This window comes from Pseudomonas sp. LjRoot71, from assembly GCF_964253255.1.
Lineage (GTDB): Bacteria > Pseudomonadota > Gammaproteobacteria > Pseudomonadales > Pseudomonadaceae > Aquipseudomonas.
The window spans coordinates 3,100,027-3,119,501 of the sequence record NZ_CAXURA020000001.1; the positions used below are offsets into that span (position 1 = coordinate 3,100,027).

At 62.4% G+C, this 19,475-nt stretch carries 18 protein-coding genes and 1 other RNA gene; 15 read left to right on the top strand and 4 right to left on the bottom strand.

Annotated features, from left to right (window positions below):
• Nucleotides 1-173: 173 nt before the first annotated feature.
• Genes ACSQ17_RS14560 through ACSQ17_RS14575 form a run of 4 tightly spaced genes read right to left on the bottom strand, consistent with a single transcriptional unit; the run spans nt 174 to nt 3,510 of the window.
• On the bottom strand, nt 174-707 hold the full coding sequence (locus tag ACSQ17_RS14560; protein ID WP_436069391.1) for a BON domain-containing protein: 534 nt from the start codon (nt 705-707) through the stop codon (nt 174-176).
• Nucleotides 704-1,297 carry a phosphoheptose isomerase gene (locus ACSQ17_RS14565; RefSeq protein ID WP_436069392.1) on the bottom strand — a complete coding sequence of 198 codons (594 nt, stop codon included), beginning with the start codon at nt 1,295-1,297 and terminating at the stop codon, nt 704-706. Before ACSQ17_RS14565 ends, ACSQ17_RS14560 begins: the two co-directional genes overlap by 4 nt.
• A gap of 30 nt (nt 1,298-1,327) precedes the next feature.
• Nucleotides 1,328-1,702, bottom strand: coding sequence for a YraN family protein (locus ACSQ17_RS14570; protein ID WP_436069393.1), 375 nt, complete (start codon nt 1,700-1,702; stop codon nt 1,328-1,330).
• A complete protein-coding gene (locus ACSQ17_RS14575; protein WP_436070487.1) occupies nt 1,699-3,510 on the bottom strand; it encodes a penicillin-binding protein activator in 1,812 nt (603 codons plus the stop codon). Before ACSQ17_RS14575 ends, ACSQ17_RS14570 begins: the two co-directional genes overlap by 4 nt.
• Nucleotides 3,511-3,678: 168 nt before the next feature.
• Between ACSQ17_RS14575 and rsmI the strand changes: the two genes are divergently transcribed.
• The 15 genes from rsmI to ACSQ17_RS14650 all read left to right on the top strand — a co-directional run bounded on the left by rsmI (nt 3,679) and on the right by ACSQ17_RS14650 (nt 19,462).
• The gene (gene rsmI / locus ACSQ17_RS14580; protein ID WP_436070488.1) at nt 3,679-4,521 is read left to right on the top strand and encodes a 16S rRNA (cytidine(1402)-2'-O)-methyltransferase; all 843 of its coding nucleotides are present in this window, start codon (nt 3,679-3,681) and stop codon (nt 4,519-4,521) included.
• 41 nt (nt 4,522-4,562) lie between these two features.
• An RNA gene (gene rnpB, locus ACSQ17_RS14585) (RNase P RNA component class A) lies at nt 4,563-4,910 on the top strand.
• 308 nt (nt 4,911-5,218) lie between these two features.
• Nucleotides 5,219-5,674, top strand: a complete 456-nt coding sequence (gene mraZ, locus ACSQ17_RS14590; RefSeq protein WP_090249128.1) for a division/cell wall cluster transcriptional repressor MraZ — start codon at nt 5,219-5,221, stop codon at nt 5,672-5,674.
• 2 nt (nt 5,675-5,676) lie between these two features.
• On the top strand, nt 5,677-6,618 hold the full coding sequence (rsmH, locus tag ACSQ17_RS14595) for a 16S rRNA (cytosine(1402)-N(4))-methyltransferase RsmH (RefSeq protein WP_436069394.1): 942 nt from the start codon (nt 5,677-5,679) through the stop codon (nt 6,616-6,618).
• On the top strand, nt 6,615-6,908 hold the full coding sequence (ftsL, locus tag ACSQ17_RS14600) for a cell division protein FtsL (protein ID WP_233683756.1): 294 nt from the start codon (nt 6,615-6,617) through the stop codon (nt 6,906-6,908). The genes rsmH and ftsL overlap by 4 nt, the downstream gene beginning before the upstream one ends.
• Entirely contained in the window at nt 6,905-8,644 is a 1,740-nt protein-coding gene (locus ACSQ17_RS14605) for a peptidoglycan D,D-transpeptidase FtsI family protein (RefSeq protein ID WP_436069395.1), read from the top strand. The genes ftsL and ACSQ17_RS14605 overlap by 4 nt, the downstream gene beginning before the upstream one ends.
• The gene (gene murE / locus ACSQ17_RS14610) at nt 8,644-10,107 is read left to right on the top strand and encodes a UDP-N-acetylmuramoyl-L-alanyl-D-glutamate--2,6-diaminopimelate ligase (RefSeq protein ID WP_436069396.1); all 1,464 of its coding nucleotides are present in this window, start codon (nt 8,644-8,646) and stop codon (nt 10,105-10,107) included. The genes ACSQ17_RS14605 and murE overlap by 1 nt, the downstream gene beginning before the upstream one ends.
• Nucleotides 10,100-11,482: a UDP-N-acetylmuramoyl-tripeptide--D-alanyl-D-alanine ligase gene (locus ACSQ17_RS14615; protein WP_436069397.1), complete on the top strand. Its 1,383-nt coding sequence runs from the start codon at nt 10,100-10,102 to the stop codon at nt 11,480-11,482. The genes murE and ACSQ17_RS14615 overlap by 8 nt, the downstream gene beginning before the upstream one ends.
• Nucleotides 11,482-12,564, top strand: a complete 1,083-nt coding sequence (gene mraY, locus ACSQ17_RS14620) for a phospho-N-acetylmuramoyl-pentapeptide-transferase (protein WP_436069398.1) — start codon at nt 11,482-11,484, stop codon at nt 12,562-12,564. The genes ACSQ17_RS14615 and mraY overlap by 1 nt, the downstream gene beginning before the upstream one ends.
• A gap of 7 nt (nt 12,565-12,571) precedes the next feature.
• Nucleotides 12,572-13,918, top strand: a complete 1,347-nt coding sequence (murD, locus tag ACSQ17_RS14625) for a UDP-N-acetylmuramoyl-L-alanine--D-glutamate ligase (RefSeq protein ID WP_436069399.1) — start codon at nt 12,572-12,574, stop codon at nt 13,916-13,918.
• On the top strand, nt 13,918-15,144 hold the full coding sequence (ftsW, locus tag ACSQ17_RS14630; RefSeq protein ID WP_436069400.1) for a putative lipid II flippase FtsW: 1,227 nt from the start codon (nt 13,918-13,920) through the stop codon (nt 15,142-15,144). Before murD ends, ftsW begins: the two co-directional genes overlap by 1 nt.
• On the top strand, nt 15,134-16,204 hold the full coding sequence (gene murG / locus ACSQ17_RS14635; protein ID WP_436069401.1) for an undecaprenyldiphospho-muramoylpentapeptide beta-N-acetylglucosaminyltransferase: 1,071 nt from the start codon (nt 15,134-15,136) through the stop codon (nt 16,202-16,204). The genes ftsW and murG overlap by 11 nt, the downstream gene beginning before the upstream one ends.
• Nucleotides 16,205-16,238: 34 nt before the next feature.
• Nucleotides 16,239-17,648 (top strand): UDP-N-acetylmuramate--L-alanine ligase, encoded by a 1,410-nt coding sequence (murC, locus tag ACSQ17_RS14640; protein WP_436070489.1) that lies wholly within the window; start codon nt 16,239-16,241, stop codon nt 17,646-17,648.
• Nucleotides 17,645-18,595, top strand: a complete 951-nt coding sequence (locus tag ACSQ17_RS14645) for a D-alanine--D-alanine ligase (protein WP_436069402.1) — start codon at nt 17,645-17,647, stop codon at nt 18,593-18,595. Before murC ends, ACSQ17_RS14645 begins: the two co-directional genes overlap by 4 nt.
• Nucleotides 18,596-18,598: 3 nt before the next feature.
• The gene (locus ACSQ17_RS14650; RefSeq protein WP_436069403.1) at nt 18,599-19,462 is read left to right on the top strand and encodes a cell division protein FtsQ/DivIB; all 864 of its coding nucleotides are present in this window, start codon (nt 18,599-18,601) and stop codon (nt 19,460-19,462) included.
• Nucleotides 19,463-19,475: the final 13 nt, after the last annotated feature.

Genomic DNA, 19,475 nt, shown 5'->3' on the forward strand with positions numbered 1-19,475 from the left:
GCGGTCGCCGCCGATCCCACCGGATCGCCACGGCACCCGGGTCCGCACTGCCCAACCAGGCAGGCGAAGAAAAGGCGTTACCCTCGCCACAATGACGGACACACAAAAAAGGGAGGCCTGCAGGCCTCCCTTTTTTGTTGCAAGCGTTACGCAGGGGCGGTTTGCTGAAGCTATCAGTTGGTGTACTGGAACAGCTTCACCACTTTCTGTACGCCAGACACGCTTTGCACCAGGTTAGTGGCGTGAGTGGCTTCGGCTTGCGAGACCAGGCCGAGCATGTAGACGATGCCGTTCTCGGTGATCACCTTGATGCGCGTGCCTGGTACGGCGCTGTCAGCGAGCATCTGGGTCTTGATACGGCTGGTCAGCAGCGAGTCATTGCTGCGCACCAGCAGCGAGGTGGGTTGCAGAACCTGCAGCTCGTTGTGCACCTTCTTCACGTTGTTGACCCGGCGAGCGGCCTGTTCGGCCATGGCCTTGAGCTCGTTACGCGGTGTCTGGCCCGCCAGCAAGACAACGCCGTTGTAGCTGGTGACAACGATGTGCGACGTCGGGCTGGTCAGGTCAATGTGCGCGCGGGCAACGCTGGAGCTGACTTCCGAGGGGATGAACTGGTCGTCGATTTTGTTGCCGACGCTGCGGTTGCCGCAGCCGGTCAGGGCGAGTGTCAGGGCAAGGGCGGCAAGGATCAGCGGTGAACGGGTCATTCTTCACTCCCAAACAGTTGGCTGTCGATCAGGTCGCACAGGCAGTGGATGGCCAGCAGGTGGACTTCCTGGATGCGTGCGGTGACTTTCGAGGGGACACGGATCTCCACGTCTTCCGGCAACAGCAGTGACGCCATGCCGCCGCCATCGCGGCCGGTGAGGGCCACTACGGTCATTTCGCGGTCGTGAGCGGCCTGGATGGCCTGGATCACGTTGGCCGAATTGCCGCTGGTGGAAATCGCCAGCAGCACGTCGCCAGGCTGACCGAGTGCGCGAATCTGTTTGGAGAACACCTCGTTGTAGCTGTAATCGTTGGCGATCGAGGTGATGGTCGAGCTGTCAGTGGTTAGGGCGATGGCCGGCAGGCTGGGGCGTTCGCGCTCGAAGCGGTTGAGTAGCTCGGAAGAGAAGTGCTGGGCATCGCCGGCTGAGCCGCCATTGCCGCAGGAGAGGATTTTGCCTTCACTGAGCAGTGCCTGGACCATGGCCTGGCTGCCTTGCTCGATAAAGGGGGTGAGCACTTCCATGGCCTGCTGCTTGGTTTCAATGCTGGCTTGGAACAGGTGGCGAATACGGGCTTGCATGTCCATCGGAGTTATAACCTTCAGTGTGGCTTCTGGTCAGGTATCAAAGGCGTTTTGAATCCAGTCCAGCTGCGCGGGGGCTTGGCTGTCGGCGTTTATGGCAATCACATCAAAGCGGCATGGGTACTTGGCCCAGCGTGATTCTTGTTGCAGGAAGTGCTGAGCGGCGCGGCTGAGTTTCTCACGTTTGCGTGCATCCACGCTCTCTGCTGCGCCGCCCCAGGCGCTATGGCGCCGATAGCGAACTTCTACGAATACTACTGTATCGGTGTCGAGCATGACCAGATCGAGCTCGCCGAGGCGGCAGTGCCAGTTCTGTGCAAGCAGGCGCAGGCCGTGTTGCTCGAGATGCTGCCGAGCCTTTGCTTCGGCAGCATCACCGCGTTGTTGCGTGCTGATGCGCTCGCTCAATTGACACTTTCAGGCAGTGGTTGCACCTGGCCGTTGCGGAACTCGGCCCAGGGCAGCTGGCGCTCGATGCGCTGATTGGGGCTCAGGCTCAGGTTGCCTGACAGGCCTTGCAGGCGGGTGTCGGGCAGCGCTTTGAGCTGGGTCAGGCGCGGTGCCAGGAGGTAAGCGTCTGCGCCCATGGCATACAGGCGGCCGAGGCTGCCACCGGCCTGTGGCCATTGTGTGCTGGCCTGCTGGCGCAGTGGGTCGTTGACGTTCAGCAGCCAGGGTGTTTCGCAGAACATGATGCCGTTGAGGTCAAGGTACTGCGCCTGGTTGTAGGCTCCGGTGAACAGATGAGACGTGGCGTAGACAGGTACATCGCCGGCGTATTGGAAGGCCAGCGTCGGTTTGATCTGCTGGGCCTGTTGCGGGGTGGCGGCGAGGAAGATGAAATCAACATCACGGCGTCGCGACGGTGCGGCGGCAATCGCGCTGCCCAGGGTGTTCTGCAGGCGCTTGCTGCGTGCTTCGCTTTCGCGCAGCTGGAACAGGTCGGCGATCTGGCGGGCCAGTTCGACGGGCTGATCAACATGTTCAGCAGCAATCAGGGTGCCGCCCTGGGCTTGCCAGCTTTGGCGGAAGGCTGCAAGGACGCGGTCGCCCCATTCGCCGTTGGGCACCAGCGCAACCGCTCGGCGCATGCCGTCGGCCCAGGCGCGGCGGGCGACTTCGCGGGCTTCATCTTCGGCCGCCAGGCCAAACTGGAACAGTTGCGCCGGACCTTCCTGGCTGCTTTCGCTGTAGTTCAGGGCAAGGGTGGTAATCGGCAGTTGTTCGCGGCTGCTCAGCTGGCTGACCAGGTTCTTTTCCAGTGGACCGATCACCAGTTGCACGCCAGCAGCCTGGGCCTGGGTGTAGAAGGCGTCCATGGAGCCAATGCGCGAGCTGTCGAATATCTGGATGTTCGGCGGATTCTGTCCGGCCTGCTGAGCCTGGTAATGGGCGGCCAGAAAGCCGTCACGCAGAGCACGGGCCACGCTGGCCAGTTGGCCATCCTGAGGCAGCAGCAGGGCGATTTCGGTCAGGGGCTGGCTGGACAGTTTTTTCAGCTCAACCAGTGCCTGAGGCAGTTGCTGTGCAGCCGGGTGCTGCGGGTTGGCGGTAACCCAGGCAGCGACTGCGCTTTGCTGCTGCTCCAATGTACCGGCACTTTTAGATGCGCGGGCCAGCTCCAGCCAGCCGTCGAGATCAGTATCGCCGCTGGCTTGCAGTTCGTTTGCGGGCAGGCTGGAAACCAGCGTCCAGATAGTTTCCTGGTTCTGCGCGGCGCTGGTGGCGCTGAGCAGAGGTGCAATAAAGACCCGCTCCCGGGCGGCGGCCAGGGTTTGTCTGTTGGCTTGCAGGGCGCTGGCACGTACCAGTTGGCTGCGCACCTGCTGCTCAACCGGCAGTTCACCGAGGCGTTCCATGCTCGGGTGGCTGAGGGCGCGCAGGGCGGCTTTGGGCTTGTTGCGGCTCATGTCCAGCTCGGCGCGCAGGGTGCTGGCGTAGATCTGCTGGGCGGGTTTCAGACCTTCGAGTTGAACTTGTTCGAGAATGCTGCTGGCGCGTGCCAGATCCTTCTGTTTATAGGCCAGGTCGGCGGCTGACAGGCGCAGCTCAGCAGCTTGCTCGGTCGGGCTGTCTACCGCTTGCTGCAGCATTTGTTCGATGCTGGCTTGCGGTGTGCGGGGCAGCTCGCCCAGTGTCGATGAGGGCTGGCTGGCACAGGCTGCAAGCAGGCCGGCAAGGCAGAGGGCGGAAAGAGGGTGCAGGGAGGCGATCAGGCGGGTGGGCATGTAGGGCGTTCCTGATACTTGATCAAATTGAGCGTCGAATTGTACCCAAGCCCGCCGGGTGACGCGATGTCGAAGGTTGGAAACGGGCTACAATGCGCGCTTTGCTGATTTTGAGAGGCCTGTGCTGTGACCACTTCCGCTGCTGCAAATTCGCCGTTGGGCAGTCTTTATGTGGTGGCTACGCCGATTGGTAACCTGGATGACATCAGTGCGCGGGCGTTGAATATCCTGCGCAGCGTGGCGCTGATCGCGGCCGAGGACACCCGGCATTCGGCGCGCCTGATGCAGCATTTTGGTATCAGTACACCGTTGGCGGCCTGTCATGAGCACAACGAGCGCGATCAAGGTGGACGCTTTCTGGCTCGTTTGCAGGCGGGTGAGGATGTGGCCTTGATCTCCGATGCCGGTACCCCGCTGATTTCCGATCCAGGCTATCACCTGGTGCGTCAGGCGCGGGCGGCGGGCATTACGGTGGTGCCTGTGCCGGGTGCCTGTGCATTGATCGCGGCACTCTCAGCTGCGGGGCTGCCGTCTGATCGGTTTATTTTCGAAGGCTTTCTGCCGGCCAAGGCAGCGGGTCGGCGTGCACGGCTTGAGCAGGTAAAAGAAGAGCCGCGCACCCTGATTTTCTACGAGGCGCCGCACCGCATCCTTGAGTGTCTGCAGGATATGCAGGCGGTGTTTGGCGATGAGCGCCCAGCGCTGCTGGCGCGTGAGCTGACCAAAACCTTTGAAACGCTGAAAGGTATGCCGCTGGCTGAGCTGGCCGCCTGGGTGGCGGCGGACAGCAATCAGCAGCGCGGCGAGTGCGTGGTGCTGGTGGCGGGTTGGCAGGCGCCTGAGGGCGAGGAAGCCGTTAGTGCCGAGGCCATGCGGGTGTTGAATCTGTTGTTGGCGGAAATGCCGCTCAAACGTGCGGCGGCGCTGGCGGCAGAAATCACTGGAGTGCGCAAAAACCTGCTCTATCAGGTTGCGCTGGAGCAGCAGAAAGACGTTTAAGCCTTGTTCAATGGGGCGCGGGCCGTTAACCTTGCCGGCGGAGAGTCGATCGGACAGTCGCTGCCTTCGCAAGAAGGGGGAGGAAAGTCCGGGCTCCATAGGGCGGAGTGCCAGGTAATGCCTGGGGGGCGTGAGCCTACGGAAAGTGCCACAGAAAATAACCGCCTAAGTACTTCGGTGCCGGTAAGGGTGAAAAGGTGCGGTAAGAGCGCACCGCACGGCTGGCAACAGTCCGTGGCTAGGTAAACCCCACTCGGAGCAAGACCAAATAGGGTTCCATCGGCGTGGCCCGCGCTGGAACCGGGTAGGTTGCTAAAGGCGTGCAGTGATGTACGTCGTAGAGGAATGACTGTCCTCGACAGAACCCGGCTTACAGATCGACTCTCCACCTTCCTCATTTATCCGCTTCACTGTTCCGCCTCCTTTCTAATACCGAAAAAATCTTACTCTTAATAAATCACTTTAACTTCGAAGTTTAGTTCGTTGTTTTAGCTTGTTTTTGTACCCGAAACTTCGAGTTTTTTCTCCGTTTTGCCCCTCTCAAAGTTCGCTAAATCGCCGTTCTATAAGGATTTTTCCCGCCAAGCGTGCCTTGACGGTGGGGTGCGTGCGTTCCTATAGTGTGCGCGAGTGGTAAGAAGTGGCACAAAGTGGGTTTCTTAGGCACGGATAGCTAATAAAAAGGGGAAACGCGATCGTGTTTCGCGGAGCTAACGCCATCAGTCTCGACGCCAAAGGGCGACTCGCGATGCCAAGTCGGTATCGGGACGAGCTCGTGTCGCGTTGCGCCGGCCAGCTTATCGTCACGATTGATGCCATCGATCCTTGTCTGTGTGTCTATCCGTTGTCCGAGTGGGAGCTGATTGAAGCCAAGCTCCGTGAGCTCGCCTCCTTCCGTGAAGAAAACCGTCGTCTGCAGCGCCTGCTGATCGGTAACGCCGTTGACCTCGAACTGGATGCCAGTGGTCGTTTCCTGGTGCCGCCGCGCCTGCGTGAGTACGCCAAGCTGGACAAGCGCGCGATGCTGGTCGGTCAACTGAACAAATTCCAACTGTGGGATGAAGATGCCTGGAATGCTGTGGCCGACGCTGATCTGGCTGCGATCAAGCAACCGGGTGCTTTGTCCGACGACCTACGTGACCTGATCCTGTGACTATGAATAGCAACTATCGCCACATCACCGTGCTGCTCGACGAAGCTGTCGAAGGGCTGGCTGTGCGCGCCGATGGTTGTTACCTAGATGGCACCTTCGGGCGTGGCGGGCACAGTCGGCTGATTCTGGAAAAGCTCGGGCCAGACGGTCGTTTGCTGGGGTTTGACAAAGACCCCCTGGCAATTGCGACCGGGAATGCGCTGGCGGCCGAAGACGGCCGCTTTGTCGTTGTGCAACGCAGCTTTGCCGAACTGGCTGATGAACTGGCGCAGCGTGGTCTGGCAGGGCAGGTCAGCGGCATTCTGCTTGATCTCGGCGTATCTTCGCCTCAGCTGGACGACGCCGAGCGCGGCTTCAGCTTTATGAACGACGGTCCGCTGGATATGCGCATGAACCCGGATGCCGGCATCAGTGCTGCGCAGTTCATCGCTACGGCCGCTGAAGAAGAAATCGCCCGGGTGTTCAAGGAGTACGGTGAAGAGCGATTCGCCAAGCGTATGGCCCGTGCTGTGGTGCTACGTCGCGCCGAGCAGCCGTTCGAGCGCACGGCCGATCTGGCACAGGTACTGACTGTGGCCAACCCTGCCTGGGAAAAAGGCAAGAATCCGGCGACTCGGGCTTTCCAAGGGTTGCGTATCCACGTCAATAACGAGTTGGGTGATCTGGAGCGTGGCCTGGATGCTGCCCTGGATAATCTGGAAGTGGGCGGCCGTCTGGCGGTGATCAGCTTCCACTCGCTGGAAGATCGCATCGTCAAACTCTTTATGCGCAAGCATGCCAAGGGTGAGATGGACAAGCTGCCACGTGACCTGCCGATCATTCCGAAAGCCTTCGAGCCACGGCTGAAGTTGATCGGCAAACCGGTGTTCGCTTCTGAGGCCGAGCTTGCCGCCAACCCGCGTTCGCGCAGTGCAGTGATGCGTATTGCGGAGAAGGTGCGATGAGCGCGTTGTTCGCCAAGCCATTGCCCAGCGGCAGTCTGCTGATGCTGCTGCTGTTTCTGGCTGTGCTGGTATCGGCGGTGGGGGTTTCCTACAGCGCGCACTGGAACCGCCAGCTGCTCAATGAGCTGTACGCCGAACTCAGTGTGCGCGACAAGGCACAGGCCGAGTGGGGTCGGCTGATTCTTGAACAAAGCACCTGGACCGCGCACAACCGCATTGAAGCCCTGGCCAGCGAGCGCCTGGGCATGCGTATTCCGGATGCCGCTGAAGTGCGCATGGTGGCGCCATGATGGGGCTTGAAGGCGCACTCTACCCGTGGCGTTTCCGTCTGGTGCTGCTGTTGCTGGCGCTGATGGTCGGTGCGATTGCCTGGCGCATCGTTGACCTGCAAGTCTTTGATCAGAATTTCCTGCAGGCGCATGGCGACGCGCGCAGCGTGCGGCATATTCCGATTCCTGCGCACCGTGGCCTGATCACCGACCGTAATGGCGAGCCGCTGGCGGTCAGCACTCCGGTGACCACGCTCTGGGCCAATGGCAAAGAGTTGCAGCATGGCAAAGCCAAGTGGAACGAACTGGCGGCAGCCCTGGGGCAAGAGCCCAAGGCATTCAGCGTGCGCCTGCAGGCCAATGCCGAGCGTGAGTTTATGTACCTGGTGCGTGGCCTGACGCCGGAGCAGGGGCAGCGCATTCTCGATCTGAAAGTGCCGGGCGTGTACGGCATTGAAGAGTTCCGCCGCTTCTATCCGGCTGGTGAAGTGGCTGCTCATGTAGTGGGCTTTACCGACATCGACGACCGTGGCCGCGAAGGCATGGAACTGGCCTTCGAAGACTGGCTGGCGGGTGTGCCGGGCAAACGCCAGGTGCTCAAGGACAGGCGTGGTCGGCTGATCAAGGACGTCCAGGTTGCACAGAATGCCAAGGCCGGTAAGGCCTTGGCATTGTCGATTGACCTGCGTCTGCAATACCTGGCGCACCGCGAGCTGCGCAATGCCGTCACCGAGTTCGGTGCCAAGGCCGGCAGCCTGGTGCTGCTCGACGTGCAGACCGGCGAAGTGCTGGCCATGGTCAACCAGCCGACCTACAACCCGAACAACCGGCGCAACCTGCAACCGGCCGCCATGCGTAACCGGGCGATGATCGATGTGTTCGAACCGGGGTCGACCGTCAAGCCATTCTCCATCGCTGCCGCCCTCGGCTCTGGCCGCTGGACCCCGGAAATGACCGTAGACACCGCGCCAGGTAGCCTGCGTATCGGCCGTTACACCATCCGTGACGTGTCGCGCGGTGGCGTGCTCAACCTGACCCAGATTCTGATGAAGTCGAGCAACGTCGGCATCAGCAAGGTGGCTTTCGATATCGGCGCCGAGCCGATTTACGCCGTGATGCAGCAAGTCGGCCTGGGGCAGGACACCGGCCTGAGCTTTCCGGGTGAGCGCGTTGGCAACCTGCCGAACTACCGCGTCTGGAAGCAGGCCGAAACCGCCACCCTGGCGTATGGCTATGGCCTGTCGGTAACCGCCGTGCAGCTGGCGCATGCCTATTCGGTACTGGCCAACCATGGCAAGAACGTGCAGCTGTCGATGGTGCGCCTGGATCGCCAGCCCGTCTCGACCCAGGTGATTGACCAGCAGATCGCCAAGACCGTACTTGGCATGCTCCAGGCCGTGGTTGAAGAACCAGGCGGTGGCGGTGCACGGGCCAAGGTGCCGGGCTACCACGTCGGCGGCAAGAGCGGTACGGCACGTAAAGCTGCCACTGGCAGCAAGGGCTATGTCGACAAGGCTTATCGTTCGTTCTTCGCCGGTGTCGCACCCATCGACAACCCACGTATTGCTGCTGTGATCATGATCGACGAGCCAAGCGAAGGTGGTTACTACGGCGGCCTGGTTTCCGCTCCGGTATTCGGCAAGGTCATGTCCGGCGCCCTGCGCCTGATGAACGTTGCCCCGGATAATCTGCCGGCGCCTGAGGCTGCGCAGGTCGAAACCGCCGCTGCCGCACCCGTTAAAGGAGGGCGTATCTGATGCCCATGCCCCTTAATCAGCTGTTGCCGGAAGCCGCCAGCTCAACCCTGATTCGTGAATTGACCCTGGACAGCCGCAAGGTACGTCCGGGTGACCTGTTTCTGGCTGTGCCAGGCACCCAGCAGGATGGTCGCGTGCACATCGCTGATGCGGTCGCCCGTGGTGCCGCTGCCGTGGCCTATGAAGCCGAAGGCGCTGCCGTGATGACCGCGCACAGCGCGGAGCTGGTTGCACTTAAAGGCCTGGCGCAGCAACTGTCGGCAATTGCCGGGCGCTTTTATGGCGAGCCGAGCCGTGGTCTGCACCTGATCGGCATTACTGGCACCAATGGCAAAACCAGCGTCAGCCAGTTGCTGGCTCAGGCCCTGGACCTGCTGGGCGAGCGCTGCGGCATCGTCGGCACCCTGGGTAATGGCTTCTACGGTGCGCTGGAACAAGGCCGCCACACTACGCCGGACCCGATTGGCGTGCAGGCCACCCTGGCCGACATGAAGAACGCTGGCGCTCGCGCAGTGGCCATGGAGGTGTCGTCTCACGGTCTGCATCAGGGCCGCGTCGCTGCCCTGGCGTTTGATGTGGCGGTGCTGACCAACCTGTCCCGTGATCACCTGGACTATCACGGTTCGATGCAGGCCTATGCCGAGGCGAAAGCCACGCTGTTCGCCTGGTCGGGCCTGCGTTGTCGGGTGCTCAACCTGGATGATGCCTTTGGTCGTGAACTGGCGGCTGCCGAGCACGATTCCCGGTTGATCAGCTACAGCCTGAACGATGCCGAAGCCTATCTGTATTGCCGTGACGCGCAGTTTGACGAGCAGGGCGTGCGCGCCACGCTGGTCACTCCACGCGGCGAAGGCAGCCTGCGCAGCTCGCTGCTCGGCCGTTTCAACCTGAGCAACCTGCTGGCAGTGGTCGGCACGCTGCTGGGGTTGGATTACCCGCTGGATGAAATTCTCCAGGTGCTGCCGCAGCTGAAGGGGCCGATTGGTCGCATGCAGCGGTTGGGTGGCGGCAAGCAGCCGCTGGTGGTGGTGGATTACGCACACACCCCGGACGCCCTGGAAAAAGTCCTCGAAGCCCTGCGTCCGCATGTCAAAGGCCGCCTGCTGTGCCTGTTCGGCTGTGGTGGCGACCGTGACAACGGTAAGCGTCCGCTGATGGCCGCGGTGGTTGAGCGCCTGGCCGATGCGGTGCTGGTCACCGATGACAACCCGCGCACAGAGACACCTGCGCAGATTTTCGCCGATATTCGTGCCGGTTTCGCCATGCCGGAAGCTGTGCAGTTCGTTCATGGCCGCGGCCAGGCGATTGCTCAGCTAATCGCCAGCGCGTCCGCCGATGACGTACTGGTGCTCGCTGGCAAGGGTCACGAGGATTACCAGGAAATCAACGGCGTGCGTCAACCGTTCTCCGATCTGGTCGAGGCGGCCAACGCTTTGGCTGCATGGGAGGTGGCGCATGCTTAAGGCGCTGCGTTTGAGCGAAGTGGCTGGCCCACTGAGCGCCCAGGTGATCGGTGCCGATGTGGCATTCAGTGCCGTTAGCAGCGACAGCCGCGCCATTCAGCCAGGCCAGCTGTTCGTCGCCCTGGCCGGCCCGCGTTTCGATGGTCATGACTACCTGGCAGAAGTCGCCAGCAAGGGCGCAGTGGCGGCGCTGGTCGAGCGTGAAATCATCGGTGCACCACTGCCGCAACTGCTGGTCGCCGATACCCGTCTGGCCCTTGGCCAGCTGGGCGCGCTCAATCGTCAGGCGTTTAACGCGCCCGTGGTGGCGATTACCGGTTCCAGCGGCAAGACCACGGTCAAGGAAATGCTCGCCAGCATCCTGCGTGAGGGCCTGCAAGGTCCGGTGCTGGCTACCCGTGGCAACCTGAATAACGACCTGGGCGCGCCGCTGACCCTGCTGGAACTGGCCCCTGAGCATGTTGCCGGGGTGATCGAGTTGGGTGCCAACCATGTCGGTGAGATTGCCTACACCGTCAGCCTGACCCAGCCACAGGTGGCCGTACTGAATAACGCCGGCACTGCGCATGTTGGCGAATTCGGCGGCCCTGAGAAAATTGTTGAAGCCAAGGGCGAGATACTCGAAGGCCTGAGCGAAAGCGGTGTGGCCGTGCTCAACCTTGATGACCGGGCCTTTGCCATCTGGCAACAGCGCGCCAAAGGGCGCCGCGTCAGCAGTTTCGCCCTGGTTAATCCGGCGGCTGATGTCTACGCCAGCGAGTTGGCGCGCGATGCCCGTGGCTGCTCGGCCTTTACCCTGCATTGCGCCAGCGGCCAGGCGCGCATCCAGCTCAACCTGCTCGGTGAACACAACGTCGCCAATGCCCTGGCCGCTGCCGCCGCCGCTTTGGCGTTGGGTATCGAGCCTGTCGCCATCAAAGTCGGGCTGGAAAATCTGCAACCGGTCAAGGGGCGTGCTGTTGCGCAGATCGCGCCTAACGGCCTGCGCGTGATCGACGACAGTTACAACGCCAACCCGACTTCTGTGTGCGCCGCCATCGATATCCTCGCGGGTTTTCCTGGGCGTCGCGTGCTGGTGCTCGGTGATATCGGCGAGCTGGGTGCGTGGGCCGAGCAGGGCCATCGCCAAGTCGGCAGCTATGCGCTCGGCAAGGTCGATGCGGTGTATGCCGTCGGCCCGCTGATGGCGTTCGCTATTGAAGAATTCGGCACACAGGGTCGGCACTTTGCCGACCAGGCCAGCCTGATCGACGCGCTGCTCGCCGAACAAAGCGGGGAGCAGGGCGACACCACCCTTCTAATTAAAGGTTCACGCAGCGCGGCGATGGAAAAAGTCGTAGCGGCACTGTGTGGCACATCCGGGGAGATTCACTAATGCTGCTGCTGCTGGCGGAGTACCTGCAACAGTTCCACAAGGGTTTCGCAGTGTTTCAGTACCTGACTCTGCGCGGGATCCTCGGCGTGCTCACGGCGCTGGCATTATCGCTGTGGCTCGGCCCGTGGATGATCCGCACCCTGCAGATCCGCCAGATCGGCCAGGCGGTGCGTAACGACGGCCCGCAGTCGCACCTGTCGAAGAAGGGCACGCCGACCATGGGCGGCGCGCTGATTCTGTCGGCTATTGCCGTCAGTACTCTGCTCTGGGCTGACCTGTCCAATCGCTACGTGTGGACCGTGCTGGCTGTCACGCTGCTATTCGGTGCCATTGGCTGGGTCGACGACTACCGCAAGGTGATCGAGAAGAACTCGCGGGGCCTGCCAAGCCGCTGGAAATACTTCTGGCAGTCGGTATTCGGTCTGGGCGCGGCATTCTTCCTTTATATGACCGCACAAAGCCCGGTGGAAACCACCCTGATTCTGCCGATGATCAAGGACTTCAGCCTGGAGCTGGGCCTGGGCTTCGTGGTGCTGACCTACTTCGTGATTGTCGGTTCGAGCAACGCGGTCAACCTCACCGACGGCCTCGATGGCCTGGCCATTCTGCCGACGGTGATGGTCGGCGGTGCGCTGGGGATCTTCTGCTACCTGTCGGGTAACGTGAATTTCGCCGAATACCTGTTTATCCCTTATGTGCCGGGCGCGGGCGAGCTGATCGTGTTCTGCGCCGCGCTGGTTGGTGCTGGTCTGGGCTTTCTCTGGTTCAACACCTACCCGGCCCAAGTATTTATGGGTGACGTCGGTGCGCTGGCGCTGGGCGCAGCCCTGGGCACCATCGCCGTGATCGTCCGCCAGGAAGTGGTGCTGTTCATCATGGGTGGCATCTTCGTGATGGAAACCCTGTCGGTGATCATCCAGGTCGCCAGCTTCAAGCTGACCGGCAAGCGCGTGTTCCGCATGGCGCCGATCCATCACCACTTTGAACTGAAAGGCTGGCCTGAGCCGCGCGTGATCGTGCGTTTCTGGATCATCACCGTGATTCTGGTGCTGATCGGCCTTGCCACCCTGAAGCTGCGTTGAGGAAAGCATGAGCCTGATTGCGTCTGACCACTTCCGCATCGTTGTCGGCCTCGGCAAGAGCGGCATGTCCCTGGTGCGTTTCCTCGCACGCCAGGGCCTGCCGTTTGCCGTAGTCGACACCCGTGCCAACCCGCCGGAGCTCGCCACCTTGCGTGCGCAGTTCCCGCAGGTAGAAGTGCGTTGTGGCGAACTGGACGTGGAGTTCCTCTGCCGTGCCAGCGAGTTGCTGGTCAGCCCGGGCCTGGCCATCGCCACCCCGGCGCTGCAGGCGGCCGCTGCACGCGGGGTCAAACTGTCGGGCGACATCGACCTGTTCGCCCGTTATGCCAAGGCCCCGATCGTCGCAATCACTGGTTCCAACGCCAAGAGCACCGTGACCACTCTGGTCGGCGAAATGGCGGCAGCGGCGGGCAAGAAGGTTGCCGTTGGCGGTAACCTCGGTACCCCGGCGCTGGATCTGCTGAGTGACGAGATCGAGCTGTATGTGATGGAGCTGTCGAGCTTTCAGCTGGAGACCACCGATCAGCTGAATGCCGAAGTGGCCACCTGCCTGAACATCAGCGAAGACCATATGGATCGCTATGCCGATCTGCCGGCCTATCACCTGGCCAAGCACCGCATCTTCCGTGGCGCGCGCCAGGTGGTGGTCAACCGTGATGACGCATTGTCGCGTCCGCTGGTGGCCGATCAACTGCCTTGCTGGTATTTCGGTTTGGGCAAGCCGGACTTCAAGCGCTTCGGTCTGCTTGAAGAGAACGGCGAGAAGTATCTGGCCTATCAGTTCGACGCCTTGTTGCCGGTACGTGAGCTGAAAATCCGTGGCGCGCACAACCAGTCCAACGCTCTGGCGGCGCTGGCGCTGGGTCATGCTGTGGGCCTGCCGATGGATACCATGCTGGCCACCCTGCGTGAGTTCGCGGGGCTGCCGCATCGCTGCCAGTGGGTGGGTGAGCGCCAGGACGTGAGCTACTACGACGACTCCAAGGCCACCAACGTCGGGGCCGCCTTGGCTGCCATCGAAGGCCTGGGCGCGGATATCAGCGGCAAGCTGGTGCTCATCGCCGGTGGCGATGGCAAGGGTGCCGACTTCTCCGCACTCAAGGCCCCTGTGGGCAAGTTCTGCCGCGCGGTGGTGCTGCTTGGTCGTGATGCCGAGTTGCTTGCCAGTGCTTTGGGTGATGCTGCGCCGCTGATCCGGGTTAAAACCCTGGATGAAGCCGTGCAGCGCGCTGCCGAGCTGGCCGAGTCGGGCGATGCCGTATTGCTGTCGCCAGCCTGCGCCAGCCTGGACATGTTCAAGAACTTCGAAGAGCGCGGACGTTTGTTCGCCCAGGCCGTGGAGGGTTTGCGCTGATGCTTGCCCGCCTGCTCGCCGCGCCTTCGCCGCTGCACACCCGCCGTGGGATCGATATCGATTTCCCACTGCTGGCTGGCTGCCTGGCGCTGCTGGGTCTGGGCCTGGTGATGATTGCCTCGGCGTCCTCAGAGGTGGCCGCGGCGCAGTCGGGCAACCCGCTGTATCACATGATCCGCCACCTGGTTTACCTGGCGCTGGGTACGGGTGCGGCGCTGGTTACCCTGCTGGTGCCAATGGCGCTGTGGCAGCGTTACAGCGGCACGCTGCTGTTGGTGGCCGTCGTACTGCTGATTCTGGTGTTGCTGCCGGGGATTGGCCGTGAGGTCAATGGGGCCAAGCGCTGGATCGGTTTTGGCATCTTTAACCTGCAGCCATCCGAACTGGCCAAGCTGTTCAGTGTGATGTTCATTGCGGCCTATCTGGTGCGTCGACAGGAAGAAGTGCGCGAGAAACTCACCGGCTTTATCAAACCGATGCTGGTGCTGGGGCCGATTGCTGCACTGTTGCTGGCCGAGCCGGATTTCGGTGCCACCGTGGTTCTGGTCGGTGCGGCCATCGCCATGCTGTTCCTCGGTGGGGTCAACCTGCTGCGCTTTATTCCGCTGGCGGCCTGCGTGCTCGCTCTCGGCGTGTTTATCATGACCAGCCAGGCTTATCGCCTGGAGCGTCTGACCAACTTTGTCGACCCCTGGGCTGACCAGTACGGTGCCGGCTACCAGCTGAGCCAGGCGCTGATCGCCTTCGGTCGTGGCGAATGGTTCGGCGTTGGTCTGGGCAACAGCGTGCAGAAGCAGTTCTATCTGCCGGAAGCGCATACCGACTTCGTGTTTGCCGTGCTGGCCGAAGAGCTGGGCATGGTCGGCGCGCTGATCACTGTCGGCCTGTTTGTCTTCGTCAGCGTGCGCGCCCTGTACATCGGCCTGTGGGCCGAGAAAGCCAAGCAGTTTTTCTCCGCCTATGTGGCCTACGGTCTGGCGTTTCTGTGGATCGGCCAGGTGCTGATCAATATCGGGGTGAACATCGGCCTGCTGCCGACCAAGGGTCTGACCCTGCCATTCCTCAGCTACGGCGGCAGCTCGCTGGTGATCTGCTGCATCAGCCTGGCGCTGTTGCTGCGAATCGAGTGGGAACGCCGTACTCAGCTGGGCAGCGAGGATGTGGATTTCAGCGAAGCCGATTTCTTCGACGGCCAGGCTGCCGAGGAGGTTCGTCATGCGCGGTAATGTACTGATCATGGCCGGCGGTACCGGCGGTCACGTGTTCCCGGCGCTGGCCTGTGCTCGCGAGTTCAAGGCGCGCGGTTACAGCGTGCACTGGCTGGGCACGCCGCGCGGCATCGAGAATGAGCTGGTGCCGGCGGCCGGTCTGCCGCTGCATCTGATTGATGTCACGGGCCTGCGTGGCAAGGGCAAGCTGTCGCTGCTGAAAGCGCCGTTCCAGCTGCTCAAAGCATTGTTCCAGGCACGCAAAGTGATGCGTGAGCTGCAGCCTGTGTGCGTGCTGGGTATGGGCGGGTATGTCACCGGCCCCGGCGGCCTGGCCGCACGCATGACTGGCGCACCGCTGATCATCCACGAACAGAACGCCGTGGCCGGCACCGCCAATCGCAGCCTGGTGCCATTTGCCAGCCGCGTCTGCGAGGCCTTCCCGAATACCTTCCGTGCCAGCGACAAGCGCCGCACCACCGGCAACCCGGTGCGTGAAGAGCTGTTCCTGGAGACCCCGCGTGATTCGCTGCGCAGTCGCCGCCCGCGTTTGCTGGTGCTGGGCGGCAGTCTGGGTGCCGAGCCGCTGAACAAGCTGCTGCCCGAAGCCCTGGCACTGGTGGCCGCCGAGTTGCGTCCTGAGGTGTTCCATCAGGCCGGCAAGCAACATGACGCGATTACCACTGAACGCTATGCCGCGGTTGGCGTCGAAGCGACCGTTGCGCCGTTTATCAAGGACATGGCGCGGGCTTACGCCTGGGCTGATCTGGTGGTATGCCGCTCCGGTGCGCTGACCGTCAGCGAGCTGGCCGCCGCCGGCCTGCCGGCGTTCCTGCTGCCGCTGCCGCACGCGATCGACGATCACCAGACCCGCAATGCCGATTATCTGGCCAGTGCCGGCGCTGCCGTACTGCTGCCACAACGTTCCACTGACGCCGCCACGCTGGCTGCGCAGCTGACCGAGGTTTTGATGCACCCCGAACGCCTGAATGAAATGGGTCAGACCGCACGTCGTCTGGCCAAACCCGATGCAACCTGCACCGTTGTCGATATCTGCCTGGAGGTGGCCCGTGGCTAAGTCTCCCGCCGCTGCTCGTTCGGAAATCCGCCGCATGCGCCGCATCCGCCGCATCCACTTCGTCGGCATCGGTGGTGCCGGCATGTGCGGTATCGCCGAAGTGCTGCTCAATCTCGGTTATGAAGTGTCCGGCTCCGACCTCAAGGCCTCGGCCGTGACCGAGCGTCTGGAAAGCTTCGGTGCGCAGATCTTTATTGGCCACCGTGCCGAAAACGCCGAGCAGGCCGACGTGCTGGTGGTGTCCAGTGCGGTGAACACCAGCAACCCGGAAGTCGCCACTGCTCTGGAGCGTCGTATCCCCGTAGTGCCGCGCGCGGAGATGCTCGCCGAACTGATGCGCTATCGCCACGGTATTGCTGTTGCCGGCACTCATGGCAAGACCACTACCACCAGCCTGCTGGCTTCGGTATTCGCCGCCGGTGGTCTGGACCCGACGTTCGTGATTGGTGGTCGGCTGAATGCTGCAGGCACCAACGCCCAACTGGGCAGCAGCCGTTACCTGATCGCCGAAGCCGATGAGAGCGACGCCAGCTTCCTGCACCTGCAGCCGATGGTCTCGGTGGTCACCAATATCGACATGGACCACATGAGCACCTATGGCGGTGACTTCAATAAGTTGAAGAAAACCTTCATCGAGTTCCTCCACAACCTGCCGTTCTACGGTCTGGCAGTACTTTGTGTGGATGACCCGATCGTGCGTGAAATCCTGCCGCAGGTGGCACGTCCGACCGTGACCTACGGCTTCGATGAGGGGGCCGACGTCCGTGCGATCAACGTGCGTCAGCAGGGCATGCAAACCTTCTTTACCGTGCTGCGCCGCGACCGCGAGCCGCTGGACGTCTCGGTGAACATGCCGGGCAACCACAACGTACTGAACGCCCTGGCGACCATTGCCATCGCCAGCGACGAGGGCATCAGCGATGACGCCATCGTCCAGGGCCTGTCGCAGTTCCAGGGTGTCGGCCGGCGCTTTCAGGTCTACGGCGAACTGCCGGTGGACGGTGGCAGCGTGATGCTGGTCGACGATTACGGCCACCACCCACGCGAAGTTGCGGCGGTGATCAAGGCCGTGCGCGGTGGCTGGCCTGAGCGCCGCCTGGTGATGGTCTACCAGCCACACCGTTTCAGCCGTACTCGCGACCTGTACGACGATTTCGTTCAGGTGCTCGGCGATGCCCAGGTACTGCTGCTGATGGAAGTCTACCCGGCCGGTGAAGCGCCGATTCCCGGGGCGGACAGCCGCAACCTGTGCCACAGCATTCGTCAGCGCGGCCAGCTCGACCCGATCTATATCGAACGCGGCGTGGACCTCGCGCCCATCGTCAAGCCACTGCTGCGTGCTGGCGACATTCTTCTCTGCCAAGGTGCCGGCGATATCGGCGGCCTGGCTCCGCAACTGTTGCAAAGCCCGCTGTTCGCAGCGGCCGAAGGTAAGTCGAAATGAGTGCTGCCAGTCTGCAATCACAATTTCCGGTCAGCGCCTTTGGGCGCGTGGCCGTGCTGTTCGGCGGCAAGAGCGCCGAGCGTGAAGTCTCGCTGAAGTCCGGCAATGCCGTGCTGCAAGCGCTGCTGGCTGCCGGTGTGGATGCGTTCGGCATCGACGCAGGCGATGACCTGTTGCAGCGCCTGACCGCCGAGAAGATCGACCGCGCCTTTATTGTGCTGCACGGCCGTGGCGGCGAAGACGGCTCGATGCAGGGCCTGCTTGAGTGCGCTGGGATTCCTTACACCGGTAGCGGCATCCTCGCCTCGGCCCTGGCCATGGACAAGCTGCGCACCAAGCGTGTGTGGCTGAGCCTCGGCCTGCCAACGCCGGCTCACGCTGCGCTGGCCAGTGAAGCCGACTGCCATGCAGCCGCTGCCGAGCTGGGTTTCCCGCTGTTCGTCAAACCGGCCCACGAAGGGTCGAGCATCGGCATGGCCAAGGTCAGTGATGTCGATGCATTGATCGCTGCCTGGAAAGACGCCAGCCGTTATGACTCGCAGGTGCTGGTCGAGCAGATGATCGCCGGCCCGGAATTCACCATCGCCATGCTGCGCGGTCAGGTGCTGCCACCGATTGCCCTGGGCACGCCGCACAGCTTCTACGACTACGACGCCAAGTACCTGGCCAATGACACCCAGTACCGCATTCCCTGCGGCCTCTCGGCGGAGAAGGAAGCTGAACTGAAAGACCTCACCGCGCGCGCCTGTGAAGCAGTCGGCACCCAAGGCTGGGCCCGTGCCGATGTGATGCAGGACGCCGATGGCAAGTTTTGGCTGCTGGAAGTCAACACCGTACCGGGTATGACCGACCACAGCCTGGTGCCGATGGCGGCTCGCGCTGCGGGCCTTGATTTTCAACAACTGGTGTTGGCGATTCTGGCCGACAGCCTTGAGGCACGGGGTTAACTCATGACGGCCACTCTGCGTCACCAGCCAGGTTCGAACCGCGCCCCCGTGCGCGGCAAGCCTGCGCAGCGCGGCGCCAGCCGTTTGGTGGTCAAGGAGCCGATCAGCCTGCGGGTGAGCCTGCCGAAGACCAACTTCGCCTGGCTCAAGCGACTGACCTGGCCGCTGCTGCTGCTTGGTCTGGGTTATGGCACCTACGAGTTGTCGTTGCGTGCGCTGCCCTATGCCGATCAGCCGATTGCGCGGATCAGCGTTGAGGGCGACCTCAGCTACGTCAATCAGCAGGCCGTGCAGCAGCGCATTGCGCCCTATGCCAACGCCAGCTTCTTCAAGGTCGACCTGCTCAGCCTGCGCCGCGAGCTGGAGCTGATGCCGTGGATCGCCAGCGCCCAGGTGCGCCGCGTGTGGCCGGATCAGTTGGTGGTGCGTTTGGAAGAGCAACTGCCGATTGCCCGTTGGGGCGATGAGGCACTGCTGAACAATCAGGGCGAGGCGTTTGCCCCGCAGGAAGTCAGCAATTATCAGCACCTGCCGCAGCTGTACGGCCCACGCCGTGCCCAGCAGCAGGTAATGCAGCAATACCAGGTGCTCAGCCAGATGCTGCGGCCCATGGGCTTTTCCGTGGCGCGTCTGGAGTTGCGTGAACGCGGTAGCTGGTTCCTCTCCACCGGGCAGGGCATCGAGTTGCTGCTGGGACGTGATCATGTGGTGGAAAAAATGCGCCGCTTCTCGGCCATCTACAACAAGGCCTTGAAAGAGCAACAAACGAATATCGCGCGTATCGATCTGCGTTATGCCAACGGCCTGGCCGTGGCCTGGCGCGAGCCGGTAGCGCCCGCAGCGGCAACCACCGCTGTCGTGCAGTGAATCAGGAGAAGAC

Coding starts and splice junctions, on each gene's coding strand:
- ACSQ17_RS14605 (WP_436069395.1), top strand. CDS start 6,905: ATGATGGGGCTTGAAGGCGCACTCTACCCGTGGCGTTTCCGTCTGGTG.
- ACSQ17_RS14560 (WP_436069391.1), bottom strand. CDS start 707: ATGACCCGTTCACCGCTGATCCTTGCCGCCCTTGCCCTGACACTCGCC.
- murD (WP_436069399.1), top strand. CDS start 12,572: ATGAGCCTGATTGCGTCTGACCACTTCCGCATCGTTGTCGGCCTCGGC.
- rsmH (WP_436069394.1), top strand. CDS start 5,677: ATGAATAGCAACTATCGCCACATCACCGTGCTGCTCGACGAAGCTGTC.
- murC (WP_436070489.1), top strand. CDS start 16,239: ATGCGCCGCATCCGCCGCATCCACTTCGTCGGCATCGGTGGTGCCGGC.
- ACSQ17_RS14650 (WP_436069403.1), top strand. CDS start 18,599: ATGACGGCCACTCTGCGTCACCAGCCAGGTTCGAACCGCGCCCCCGTG.
- ACSQ17_RS14565 (WP_436069392.1), bottom strand. CDS start 1,297: ATGGACATGCAAGCCCGTATTCGCCACCTGTTCCAAGCCAGCATTGAA.
- ACSQ17_RS14645 (WP_436069402.1), top strand. CDS start 17,645: ATGAGTGCTGCCAGTCTGCAATCACAATTTCCGGTCAGCGCCTTTGGG.
- murE (WP_436069396.1), top strand. CDS start 8,644: ATGCCCATGCCCCTTAATCAGCTGTTGCCGGAAGCCGCCAGCTCAACC.
- murG (WP_436069401.1), top strand. CDS start 15,134: ATGCGCGGTAATGTACTGATCATGGCCGGCGGTACCGGCGGTCACGTG.
- ACSQ17_RS14615 (WP_436069397.1), top strand. CDS start 10,100: ATGCTTAAGGCGCTGCGTTTGAGCGAAGTGGCTGGCCCACTGAGCGCC.
- ftsW (WP_436069400.1), top strand. CDS start 13,918: ATGCTTGCCCGCCTGCTCGCCGCGCCTTCGCCGCTGCACACCCGCCGT.
- mraY (WP_436069398.1), top strand. CDS start 11,482: ATGCTGCTGCTGCTGGCGGAGTACCTGCAACAGTTCCACAAGGGTTTC.
- ftsL (WP_233683756.1), top strand. CDS start 6,615: ATGAGCGCGTTGTTCGCCAAGCCATTGCCCAGCGGCAGTCTGCTGATG.